Annotated in this window: 8 protein-coding genes; 5 read left to right on the top strand and 3 right to left on the bottom strand. The window is 60.3% G+C overall.

The genetic code is table 11. The annotated features are described in order from the left end of the window. Positions 1-129 precede the first annotated feature (129 nt). The gene (locus KHO23_RS29195; protein ID WP_211615662.1) at positions 130-1,245 is read right to left on the bottom strand and encodes a hypothetical protein; all 1,116 of its coding nucleotides are present in this window, start codon (positions 1,243-1,245) and stop codon (positions 130-132) included. Between the two features lie 690 nt (positions 1,246-1,935). Between KHO23_RS29195 and KHO23_RS29190 the strand changes: the two genes are divergently transcribed. The 5 genes from KHO23_RS29190 (at position 1,936) to KHO23_RS29170 (ending at position 9,583) form a co-directional block, all read left to right on the top strand. After that, positions 1,936-4,797: a 2-oxoglutarate dehydrogenase E1 component gene (locus KHO23_RS29190; RefSeq protein ID WP_211615660.1), complete on the top strand. Its 2,862-nt coding sequence runs from the start codon at positions 1,936-1,938 to the stop codon at positions 4,795-4,797. Between the two features lie 143 nt (positions 4,798-4,940). Next, positions 4,941-6,215 carry a 2-oxoglutarate dehydrogenase complex dihydrolipoyllysine-residue succinyltransferase gene (gene odhB / locus KHO23_RS29185; RefSeq protein ID WP_211615658.1) on the top strand — a complete coding sequence of 425 codons (1,275 nt, stop codon included), beginning with the start codon at positions 4,941-4,943 and terminating at the stop codon, positions 6,213-6,215. A 139-nt stretch (positions 6,216-6,354) separates the two neighbouring features. After that, positions 6,355-7,785 carry a dihydrolipoyl dehydrogenase gene (gene lpdA / locus KHO23_RS29180; RefSeq protein ID WP_211615656.1) on the top strand — a complete coding sequence of 477 codons (1,431 nt, stop codon included), beginning with the start codon at positions 6,355-6,357 and terminating at the stop codon, positions 7,783-7,785. A gap of 88 nt (positions 7,786-7,873) precedes the next feature. Beyond that, complete coding sequence (gene zapE, locus KHO23_RS29175; protein ID WP_211615654.1) at positions 7,874-8,971, top strand: cell division protein ZapE; 1,098 nt, start codon at positions 7,874-7,876, stop codon at positions 8,969-8,971. Positions 8,972-9,133: 162 nt separating this feature from the next. Beyond that, complete coding sequence (locus tag KHO23_RS29170; protein ID WP_211615652.1) at positions 9,134-9,583, top strand: transposase; 450 nt, start codon at positions 9,134-9,136, stop codon at positions 9,581-9,583. Positions 9,584-9,731: 148 nt separating this feature from the next. Here KHO23_RS29170 and KHO23_RS29165 read toward each other — a convergent pair whose 3' ends face one another. Further along, on the bottom strand, positions 9,732-10,217 hold the full coding sequence (locus KHO23_RS29165) for a DUF2147 domain-containing protein (RefSeq protein WP_211615650.1): 486 nt from the start codon (positions 10,215-10,217) through the stop codon (positions 9,732-9,734). A 244-nt stretch (positions 10,218-10,461) separates the two neighbouring features. Continuing rightward, on the bottom strand, positions 10,462-12,171 hold the full coding sequence (locus KHO23_RS29160; RefSeq protein WP_211615649.1) for a ShlB/FhaC/HecB family hemolysin secretion/activation protein: 1,710 nt from the start codon (positions 12,169-12,171) through the stop codon (positions 10,462-10,464). Between the last annotated feature and the right edge of the window lie 159 nt (positions 12,172-12,330).

The following is a 12,330-nucleotide window of genomic DNA, read 5'->3' as shown; positions in this document are numbered from 1 at the left end:
TGATTTCAACGCCGCGTGCATGATGAAAAGAAGCCGTTCCGGGCATGCCCGGAACGGCTTCTTTGTTTCGTTAGATAGCTATGCGGGATTCCGCAACCTGGTCACATGCCAGATTTATCCACGGCGCCATTAGAGCTCATCCAATCCGCGAAAATTGTGCTGCGCAATTTCTGGAGGCTCGGTAGGTAGAGGGGCATCGGGGGGGGTGAGTAAGGGGCGGAAGGGGGAGAAGGGCGTAAACGGCTGACTCCCACTTCCTGACCCATCCAGACGAAGGTAGCTGACCCTGTCCGGTACGGCGTGATAACCATCCTCGGCAAATGCTGAATCCATATAGCCTCGCAAGGCGCTTTGCATGGCACTCAAGCTGTTGTATACGAACACACCGTTGTTTGGATCGAAGATGGCATGTCGTTCTGGGGAGTTTTCTCCCGGGTCATGTACATCAGAGGGAAGGCGCTGTACCAGTAGGACATGACCGTTAGGCAACGCAGGCTCACCAGGGCGTTGCACGCGTACGCCTATGAGTGCGAGGTCACCCGGGGCCAGTCCGTGCACGTTGCCTACGGCGTCTATAAGGGCGTCTATGCGTCCCTCATGCGACACGCTGGCGTTCGGGTTCATATTCATGCTCGAGGAACTGCTGTAATTTCGTAGGCTGAGGCGGTTGTTCTGGTCGCGCTGGAGTGCTTCGATTCTGTCATAAAGGCCGTTTTGGGTTGCTCTGCCGCTGCTCATGTCTGTGCGCATGTTGGTGACCACTGACAGTAAATCTGTCGCCGCCCCCCTCGCAAGATTGTTGTCGATGTCACCCATTGCTGCCCGAACGATGCCGTAGCACGTTCCACGCCTCTCGTCACCCATAGTCTCTTTGTGGCTGAATTGATCGAATTTCACGAATGACGATGCGCTATCTTTGAGAGCCTCGCCACCCCGGCATTCTCTAAACTCCGATTTCGCACATGCTCCCAACGCGCTCAACACGGGGCCGCGCTTTTGCCGACTGAGTGTCTGGTCGGCGTCTGGCGGAGCTTTGCTGGCCCCGGCTTGGGGAAACATGCTCGCCTTGGGATGCAATTTGACTGACAGGTCATCTGGCCTCATTGCGAATTGACGGCTGACATCGGACTCAGAAAAAACCTTTGCTTGAGTCGGCGACGCGTTCGGGTGCACCGTACGGGCAGCGGATTCCTCTGAGGACGTGGTTAGCGCGGATGCATTCGGGTATTGAGTAGTGACTTCCATGTGCTGTTCCTTTTTGGAGGGAGGGGCGCAGGATCGGACGGCACGCCGATGCGCAACCGTTTCGGCAATCCGCGCTTATGGGCGCCAATACGGCAACCGTATTGCGCACATCCAGTGTGTGGAAATTCTCGCAGGCGAGGTGTTCAATAGATATGACGGCGGTGCGGCGCTGCCGATCAGGGCGTAAGGGCGAGCGCGGGCCGGGATTCCTCGCGTGCTGCATCAATTGATCAGGTGGATGATCGTATGCAGCTTGACGTGTGGCCGGGCGTTGCCCGTGCAGCCGTCGGCAAGATGCAGTCGCTTTCCTGTGCAGAAGCTTGGGCGGCGGCTCGCTCGTCCGAGCGCGCTTTACTTCAGACTTTCTGCTCTCTGGTGAAAAGCCCGTCTAAGTTCGTTGTGCACGGCTACTTGTTGCTGGCGAACGAATTGCGAGGCGTTTGCCCCCATTTTCTGAGGAAGACTGTTGCGAGCGCTGGTAATGTCGCTGAAAGCCCGTCGCCACGGGCTTGAGCGGCAATCCGTCTGCTATCTGCACTATCCGTTCTGTGATATGCTCCCCGGGTGCAAAGTTTTAGGTCCTTCCAAGCAAGACTTGATTCGCGCAATCCGCTAAACGGTCAGGCCGTGTCGCGGAAGGTTCTGTAACCCGCTATTTCTCGAGAAACTCGAAGAAAGGTGAGCGTAAAAATGATGAAGCAATTCCAGTCGAACTCTTATCTGTTCGGCGGCAATGCTCCGTACGTAGAAGAAATGTACGAAGCGTATCTCGATAATCCGGCGTCAGTGCCCGAGAACTGGCGCAGCTATTTCGACGCGTTGCAGAACGTCCCTGCATCGGATGGCAGCAATGCCAACGACGTGGCCCATGGCCCGATCGTCGAATCGTTTGCGCAACGGGCCAAGGCTAACGCCTTTATCCCGCGCACGGCGGCCGGCGGCGAAGATCTCGCTACCTCCCGCAAGCAAGTTTATGTGCAGTCCCTCATCGGCGCATATCGCTTCCTCGGCTCGCAATGGGCCAATCTCGATCCCCTGAAGCGCCGCGAACGTCCCGCTATCCCCGAACTTGAACCCGCGTTCTACGACTTCACCGAAGCCGACATGGACCAGGAGTTCAGCGCAACGAATCTGTATTTCGGATTCGAGCGTGCTTCGCTGCGCGAGATTGTCCAGGCCCTGCGTGACACGTACTGCGGCACGATCGGCGCCGAGTACATGTACATCAGCGATCCGGAACAGAAGCGCTGGTGGAAAGAGAAGCTCGAGTCGATCCGTTCGACGCCGAACTTCTCCAATGAAAAGAAAAAGCACATCCTGAATCGCCTGACGGCCTCTGAAGGCCTCGAGCGCTTCCTGCACACCAAGTACGTCGGCCAGAAACGCTTCTCGCTCGAAGGCGGCGAAAGCTTCATCGCCTCGATGGACGAAGTCGTGCGTCACGGCGGCGCCAACGGCGTGCAGGAAATCGTCATCGGCATGGCCCACCGTGGCCGTCTGAACGTGCTGGTCAATACGCTCGGCAAGATGCCGGCGGACCTGTTTGCCGAATTCGAAGGCAAGCACGTCGACGACCTGCCGGCTGGCGACGTCAAGTACCACAAGGGTTTCTCGTCGGACGTCTCGACCGAAGGCGGCCCGGTTCACCTGTCGCTCGCGTTCAACCCGTCGCACCTCGAAATCGTCAACCCGGTGGTCGAAGGCTCGGCCAAGGCCCGTATGGACCGTCGCGGCGACGACAGCGGCCTGCAGGTTCTGCCGGTGCAGATCCACGGCGACGCGGCTTTCGCTGGCCAGGGCGTCGTGATGGAAACGCTGAACCTCGCGCAAACGCGCGGTTACGGCACGCACGGCACGCTGCACATCGTCATCAACAACCAGATCGGTTTCACGACGTCGGACCCGCGCGATTCGCGCTCCACGTTGTACTGCTCGGACGTCGTCAAGATGATCGAGGCGCCGGTGCTGCACGTGAACGGTGACGATCCTGAAGCGGTTGTGCTGGCTACGCAGTTGGCCATCGACTTCCGGATGCAGTTCCACAAGGACGTCGTTGTCGACATCGTCTGCTTCCGCAAGCTGGGTCACAACGAGCAGGACACGCCGGCTGTCACGCAGCCGCTGATGTACAAGACGATTGCGAAGCACCCGGGCACGCGCGCGCTGTACGCTGAAAAGCTGGTGCAACAAGGCGTGATCACGGCGGCTGACGCAGACGAATACGTCAAGGCGTACCGCAAGGCGATGGACGAAGGCCATCACACGATCGACCCGGTGCTCTCGAACTACAAGAGCAAGTACGCGGTGGATTGGGTTCCGTTCCTGAACCGCAAGTGGACCGACGCAGCCGACACGGCAGTGCCGCTGGCTGAGTTGAAGCGCCTCGCTGAGCGCGTCACCACGATCCCGGAAAACTTCAAGGTTCACCCGCTGGTTGAGCGCGTCATCAACGACCGTCGCGCGATGGGCCGTGGTGAAGCGAAGCTCGACTGGGGCATGGGCGAACACCTGGCATTCGCTTCGCTGGTCGCATCGGGCTATGCAGTGCGCCTGACCGGTCAGGATTCGGGCCGTGGCACGTTCACGCACCGTCACGCGGTGCTGCACGATCAGAACCGCGAACGCTGGAACGACGGCACCTACGTGCCGCTGCAGAACATCGCCGAAGGTCAGGCGAAGTTCACGGTGATCGACTCGGTGCTGTCGGAAGAAGCGGTGCTGGGCTTCGAATACGGTTACTCGACCGCTGAACCGAATACGTTCGTCGCGTGGGAAGCGCAGTTCGGCGACTTCGTGAACGGCGCGCAAGTCGTGATCGACCAGTTCATCTCGTCGGGCGAAGTGAAGTGGGGCCGCGTGTCGGGTCTCACGATGCTGCTGCCGCACGGCTATGAAGGTCAAGGTCCGGAGCACTCGTCGGCACGTATCGAGCGTTTCCTGCAACTGTGCGCAGACCACAACATGCAGGTCGTTCAACCGACCACGCCGGCGCAGATTTTCCACCTGTTGCGCCGTCAGATGATCCGCCTGTTCAGGAAGCCGCTGATCGTCGCTACGCCGAAGTCGCTGCTGCGTCACAAGGAAGCCGTGTCGGATCTGTCCGAACTGGCGAAGGGTGCGTTCCAGCCGATCATCGGCGAAATCGACGAAGCGATCGAGCCGAAGAAGGTCAAGCGCGTGGTGGCCTGCTCGGGTCGCGTGTACTACGACCTGCTGGCACATCGCCGTGAATCGAAGTCGAACGACGTCGCGATCATCCGTATCGAACAGCTCTATCCGTTCGCGCATAAGCAGTTCGAAGCGGAAATGAAGAAGTACGACAACGCGACCGAAGTGGTCTGGGTGCAGGACGAGCCGCAGAATCAAGGCCCGTGGTTCTACATCGAGCACCACCTGAAGGAAGGCATGAAGGAAGGGCAGAAGCTGGCATACAGCGGACGTCCGGCTTCGGCCTCGCCGGCAGTCGGCTACTACGCGAAGCACTACGAGCAGCAGAAGGGGCTGATCGAAGGCGCTTTCGGCCGCCTGAAGAGCGCGTCGATCGCTAAATAAACACTAGAACCGAACCGGGAAAGCGCAGGGCGCTTTCCCGTGCCGTGTCTGAATGATCAGTCACGGCATTCGAGGTTCGCAGGCGGTCGTCGCGGGTTCATGGATCGCGCGCCGTCACCCGATACGTATTCAGGATACTCATAATGGCTATTGTTGAAGTCAAGGTTCCCCAGCTGTCCGAGTCGGTCTCGGAAGCCACCATGCTGCAGTGGAAGAAGAAGCCCGGCGAGGCTGTTGCACAAGACGAAATTCTCATCGAAATCGAGACCGACAAGGTCGTGCTCGAAGTGCCGGCACCCTCCGCCGGCGTGCTCGCACAAGTGATCTCGAACGACGGCGATATCGTCGTCGCGGATCAGGTGATCGCCAAGATCGACACCGAAGGCAAGGCAGGCGCCGCTGCTGTCGAAGCCGAAGTGAAGCCGGCTCCGGTTGCCGCATCGGCAGCGGCACCGGCCGCTCAGGCTGCATCCGCAACGGGTGCGAACACCGCTGCTTCGCCGGCTGCCGGCAAGCTGATGGCCGAGGCGGGCCTCGCCGCAGGCGACGTCGCCGGCACGGGCCGCGACGGCCGCATCACCAAGGGTGACGTGCTGAGCGCGGGTCAAGCCGCACCGGCCGCCAAGGCTGCACCGGCTCCGGCTGCCGCACCGAAGGCTGCGAAGCCGTCGCTGCCGGACGTCAAGGCACCGGCCTCGGCCGAGCAATGGCTGAAGGACCGTCCGGAACAGCGCGTGCCGATGTCGCGTCTGCGTGCGCGTATCGCCGAGCGTCTGCTCGAGTCGCAACAAACCAACGCCATCCTCACCACGTTCAACGAAGTGAACATGGCGCCGGTGATGGACCTGCGCAACAAGTACAAAGACAAGTTCGAAAAGGAACATGGCGTGAAGCTGGGCTTCATGTCGTTCTTCGTGAAGGCGGCTGTTCACGCGCTGAAGAAATTCCCGCTCGTGAATGCGTCGATCGACGGTAACGACATCGTCTATCACGGCTACTTCGACATCGGTATCGCGGTCGGTTCGCCGCGTGGCCTGGTGGTGCCGATCCTGCGCAACGCAGATCAGCTGAGCCTCGCTGAAATCGAAAAGAAGATTGCTGAATTCGGCCAGAAGGCGAAGGACGGCAAGCTGTCGATCGAAGAAATGACGGGTGGTACGTTCTCGATCTCGAACGGTGGTGTGTTCGGTTCGATGCTGTCGACGCCGATTATCAACCCGCCGCAGTCCGCCATTCTGGGCGTGCACGCCACGAAGGAACGCGCTGTGGTCGAAAACGGCCAGATCGTGATCCGTCCGATGAACTATCTGGCGCTCTCGTACGACCACCGGATCATCGACGGTCGCGAAGCGGTGCTGTCGCTGGTCGCAATGAAGGATGCGCTGGAAGACCCGGCGCGCCTGCTGCTCGACCTGTAATCGGCGGTTCTGCCGGCGTCGGCTTGCTATCGCGCAAGTCGACGCCATATCAGCAGCATGTCTTTAGCATTCCGCAGTACTGGAACGACGCGCGCAACGAAGCGTGGCCGCGCGCCGTTTCGCCATCAAAAGGATTGTCATGTCCAAAGAATTTGACGTCGTCGTGATCGGCGCCGGCCCTGGCGGCTACATCGCCGCTATCCGCGCAGCGCAGCTCGGCAAGACCGTCGCATGTATCGAAAAATGGAAGAACCCGGCCGGCACGCTGAAGCTCGGCGGCACGTGTCTGAACGTGGGTTGCATTCCGTCGAAGGCGCTGCTCGCGTCGTCGGAAGAATTTGAAAACGCGCAACATCATCTCGCTGACCACGGTATCAACGTGTCGGACGTGAAGCTCGACATCACGAAGATGCTGGCCCGCAAGGAAGGCATCGTCGAGAAGATGACGAAGGGCATCGAATTCCTGTTCCGCAAGAACAAGATCACGTGGCTCAAAGGCCATGGCAAGTTCACCGGCAAGACGGACGCCGGCGTGCAGATCGAAGTGAGCGGCGAAGGCGAAACTGAAGTGGTCACAGCAAAGAACGTGATCATCGCTACGGGCTCGAAGGCGCGTCACCTGCCGGGCATTCCGGTCGACAACAAGATCGTCGCCGACAACGAAGGCGCATTGAGCTTCGACTCCGTGCCGAAGAAGCTGGCCGTGATCGGCGCCGGCGTGATCGGTCTGGAACTCGGTTCGGTGTGGCGTCGTCTGGGTGCCGAAGTCACGGTGCTCGAAGCGCTGCCGGAATTCCTCGGTGCCGCTGACCAGGCGCTCGCGAAGGAAGCCGCCAAGCAGTTCAAGAAGCAGGGCCTCGACATCCACGTGGGTGTGAAGGTCGGCGAAGTGACGACGACGGACAAGAGCGTCACGCTGAACTACACGGACAAGGACGGCAACGCGCAAAAGCTCGAAGCTGACCGCCTGATCGTGTCGATCGGCCGCGTGCCGAACACCGACAACCTCGGTCTCGAAGCCATCGGCCTGAAGGCCAACGAGCGTGGCTTCATCGACGTCGACGACCACTGCGCAACGGCTGTGCCGAACGTGTATGCAATCGGCGACGTGGTGCGTGGCCCGATGCTCGCACACAAGGCTGAAGACGAAGGCGTCATGGTGGCCGAAATCATCGACGGTCAGAAGCCGCATATCGACTACAACTGCGTTCCGTGGGTGATCTACACCGAACCGGAAATCGCGTGGGTCGGCAAGACGGAGCAGCAACTGAAGGCTGAAGGCCGCGAAGTCAAGACGGGCCAGTTCCCGTTCATGGCGAACGGTCGCGCGCTGGGCATCAACAAGGCGGATGGTTTCGTCAAGATGATCGCCGACGCGAAGACCGACGAACTGCTCGGCGTGCATATCATCTCGGCAAACGCATCGGACCTGATCGCGGAAGCCGTGGTGGCGATGGAATTCAAGGCGGCTTCGGAAGACATCGGCCGCATTTGCCATCCGCACCCGTCGCTGTCGGAAGTGATGCGCGAAGCGGCGCTCGCCGTGGACAAGCGCGCGTTGAACATGTAATCACGCACGCCTGACGGAACGCAATTCTGGCATCACCACAAAGGCGGGCGGGTTCACTCCCTCCCGCCTTTCTTTTTGCAGCAACACAATGAACGTCACCGAATACTACGAAAAAGAACTGCAGACGCGGGGCTATCAATCGGACCCGGCGCAACGCGCGGCGGTCGACCGTCTGCAGCGGTGTTATGACGAGTGGGTCGAGTACAAGTCGCGCCGCTCGAACGCGTTCAAGAAGCTGATCATCCACCCGGATCTGCCACGCGGCGTGTACATGTGGGGCGGCGTAGGGCGGGGCAAGAGTTTCCTGATGGACAGCTTCTACATGATCGTGCCGGTGCAGCGCAAAACGCGGCTGCATTTCCACGAGTTCATGCGTGAGGTCCATCGCGAGCTGGAAGACCTGAAGGGCACGGCCGATCCGCTCGACGAACTCGCGCGTCGTATCGCCAAGCGCTACCGCCTGATCTGTTTCGACGAATTCCACGTCTCGGATATTGCCGACGCGATGATTCTCTACCGTCTGCTCGACAAGCTGTTCGAGAATGGCGTTCAATTCGTGATGACGTCCAACTACGATCCGGACACCTTGTATCCGGACGGCCTGCATCGCGACCGCATGCTGCCGGCCATCGAACTGATCAAGTCGAAGCTCGACGTGATCAACGTCGACGCGGGTATCGACTACCGCAAGCGCACGCTGGCCCAGGTCGAGGTGTATCACACGCCGCTCGGCGCGGCTTCGGACAAAGCGTTGCGCGACGCGTTTTCGCGCCTTGCAGCGGTTCCCGATGAGAGCCCTATTCTGCGCATCGAAAAGCGGGAACTGAAGGCGCTGCGGCGCGCTGACGGCGTCGTGTGGTTCGATTTCGCGACGCTCTGCGGCGGTCCGCGCTCGCAGAACGATTACCTGGAACTGGCGAGCCGCTTTCACGCGGTGATCCTGTCCGGCGTGCCGCAGATGTCGGTGCGCATGGCCTCGGAGGCGCGCCGCTTCACCTGGCTGATCGACGTGTTCTACGACCACAAGGTCAAGCTGCTGATGTCGGCAGCGGTGCCGCCCGATCAGCTATATCTCGACGGTCCGATGGCCAACGAATTCACGCGGACGGTGTCGCGCATCGTCGAAATGCAATCGAAAGAATATCTCGACGCGCCGCGCCGGATCGTCGATACGTCGCTAACCTGAGCAGCCGCGTGACGCTGGCGCGGTTGCTTTTGCGATAGATCACGGTCCGCTCGCCGAAGAGGCTGAGTCCGGAGGCGCATTTTCAAGATTCGGATTGATCTTATATTCCGTCGGCGGACGACTGGATATCTTCTTTGTCATGGTTCTGACAAAGGAGAAACCATGAATCCGTACCGTGATATCAATGATGAAGAATGGCAACGTATTGCACCGTTGCTTCCCGAACTGCGTCCGCGTTCCGAACTGCGTGGCCGGCCGCTTGCCAACACGCGCTCCGTGCTCAACGGCGTGCTGTGGGTGATGTACAGCGGCGCGACCTGGTCCGCTATGCCGCGCAAATATCCGTCGTATCAAACTTGCCATCGCCGTTTCAAGGCATGGTATGAATCCGGCGTGCTCAAGCGCGTCATGGAGCAATTGTTCGGCGCTGCGAGCGAAGAGCTCTGCAACCTGATGGAAGCACGCATGCGTACGCATGTGAGCGCGGAACAGAAGAGCGTTGACGCAGATAAGGCTCCGGCCACGGCACCCGCGGTGTACAGCCCGGCATCGGTCAAGCCGTTACCGTCGTCGCCGTTCGCGTATTCGTCGCCCTTCAAGCACGCTGCATGACAACCCCAACCAGCCAGACTCAAACAAAAAAACGGCCAGACGATGGCGATCGTCGGCCGTTTTTTCCGGTTCCATCAGGGCTGCGGTAATGGCCCCTGATGGAACCCACCTTCGTGTCTCAGGCATTGCTGCCTGAACGGCTCGTCCGCTATTGTTGGCGAATCCAGGTTTGCGAGCGGCCCAGCAGCGACACGCCAATGTAGCCGCGCACCACCAGCTTGTTCCCACCGTCTTCCAGGTGCATCTTGCACTTGTAGACCTTGCCGTTTTCCGGGTCGAGAATCTGCCCGTGATCCCAGCCGTCGCCGTCCTTTTGCATATCGTTGACGATCGTCATGCCGAGGATCAACTGATCCTTGCGTGCATCCGTACATTCTGTGCAGCGGCGATCCGGTTTATCGTTCGCATTGAGCCCCTTGATCACCTTGCCGCTCAACGAGCCGTTGCTATCCTGCGCAATTTGCACGAGCGCTTTGGGCTGGCCGGTGTGATCGTCGATGGTTTGCCATGTGCCGATCGGGGAATCGGTCTGCGCCATGGCAGTGACCGCGCTGGCGATCAGTACGCCGGCGAGGGCGGCATGTTTGGCTGTGCGAATCGCGATTGCGCGCGCGCGTTGAGTGAATTGCATCATTGTCTTCCTCCTTGATTAAAGACGGCGCGATCATGGTCGCGCGGCGTTATTGGCATCCCGGGCCGTTTTCAACTGCCGGCTGCCGTGACGCCCTGGTCGTGCCCCTCAGGTTCGACTTCGGCTACAACGGTCTGCGGCTCGCGGCTTGAATGCCGCGGGTCGCACATCGTCAGCGCAGAATACGTGAAAGTGCGCGCGCCGTTTGATAGTGGAACCTCTAATCAGGACGCGGCGCTTTCGAACGTCAGTTCAGCTGATACGAGAACGTCGCGTTGATACGCGGGCTGCGCGACGCGCTCTCCACCGGTGCGTCGCCAATCGGCTTGGCCACCGACAAATCCAGGCTGTAATACTTCGCGTCCGAGATCCGGAAGCCGAATGCAATCGACGACAGTTTCGACGGCGACGGCGTCCCTGCATGCAGATAGACGCGGGCCATGTCGAACGAGACATAGGGTGTGAGGGTGCGCAGATACGTGAATCCCGGCGTGAACGCCCGATTGACTTCGAACATGGCGCCCCAGCCTGAATCGCCCGACGCCTCTCCCGGTTCATAACCCTGCGCAAAGCGTTGCGCGCCAAACGAAATCTGTTCCGATGTCGGCAGCGAGACGGCGCTGTATTGGCCGGTCAACGAAACCGAGGTGCCGATCTTCAGCGGCCACTCGTTGGTTTGCGAAAAGCTTGCACCGCTCCGCACGAAGTTGATCGACGCCGGATTCGTGACGGTCGTGCCGGGAACGTTCGAGTCGCCGGATTTCGATGCGCCGAGAATATCGAATGCCTTCGCCAATGTGATACTCGCGCGGCGCACCTGGCCGGTCTGCACGCTGGCGTAGTCGGCCTGCAATTGCATCACCCGGATCTGCGAGCGCAAGCCGATCTGCGCGCCGGTGTCGTGGTTGTTATAGCGGTCCTCGTCGTGCGACGCATAGACGGAGGCCGTGCCGATCACGCTTTGTGTGTTGCTCAACAGGATCGGATAGGCCAGCGAGCCGCCGACCTTGTCGTTGATGACCGTGCGCTCGATATAAGAGGGCAGGCCGGGATTGTCGACCGGATTGCCGCGATAGTGCGACGCGTCGATCTTGGCGATCAGTCCATTGCTGCCGATCGGCGCCGCAGCGTGCGCCGCGAGATAGGTGACGTTGTCACGCCCCTTCGGCAGCAAGGCGGACACGCTCAACTGTTCGCCGAGGGCAGTCAGGCCGTTTTCGGTGGCGGTCAGCAGGCCTTGCACGCCGGGGTGATTGAAGTCGATGCCGGTGCTGAAGTCGACCGGTTTGCGGTCTACTTTCAGTTCGAGCGTCGTGGCACCGTCGGTATTTTGCGGCGGCGCCACGTTGGCCGCGACCTTCACGCCGGGAAGCAGGCCCAGCACATTGATGTAACGCTCAAAGGTGGCGCGCTTGAGCGGCCGGTCGGCGACAATGTGGTCGGCGATCGCGCGGATCTTGTCTTCGATCGCGCCGGCCTTGCCCGTCACCTTGACCGTGGATACATAACCTTCCACAACGGTCACGCGTACCACGCCGCCCTCGAACGTCTGCGCGGGAATGAACGCGAAGGAGAGCGCATAGCCGCGATCCTGATACAGCCTGGTGACGCCGTTGGCAACCTGAATCAGATCGCCGATGGTGGTGTCCTTGCCGACGAGCGGCGTGAAGCGCTGCGCGACTTCATCGAACGGAATGGACTTCACGCCCTCGACCTGAATCCTCGAAGGCGTCAGATGGCGGGCGAGCAGTTCCTGAAGTTGGGGGGCTTGCGGTGCAACCTGCACGGTTACGTTCGGGCCCTTGTCAGGCGCCTTGATCTGCGGTAGCGAATCGAGCGGGTTGCCGCCGGCAATCGAACCGCCAGGGCGTGACTGTGCTTGTGCTTCTACCTGCATCGCGCTTGCCGCTATCGCAGCGAGCAGGAGGGTCCATTTACTGCCGTACCCGAGTTTCATCGGATTTTCCTCGTATGCCGTTCTTGTATTGCGGACGCGCCGCCTGGCCGGGCTGGTCGCGATCGCTTATGTGTGGCTCGACGCATACTGCCATGCTTGCATGTATTACGTCACGTGCTCCCTCGGGCTTGAGCATCGTCTGCAAAAGCGCGGAGCACG

The sequence above is a fragment of the Paraburkholderia haematera genome, from assembly GCF_905220975.1.
Classification (GTDB): domain Bacteria; phylum Pseudomonadota; class Gammaproteobacteria; order Burkholderiales; family Burkholderiaceae; genus Paraburkholderia; species Paraburkholderia haematera.
This window is presented reverse-complemented; position numbering and strand designations above follow the sequence as displayed.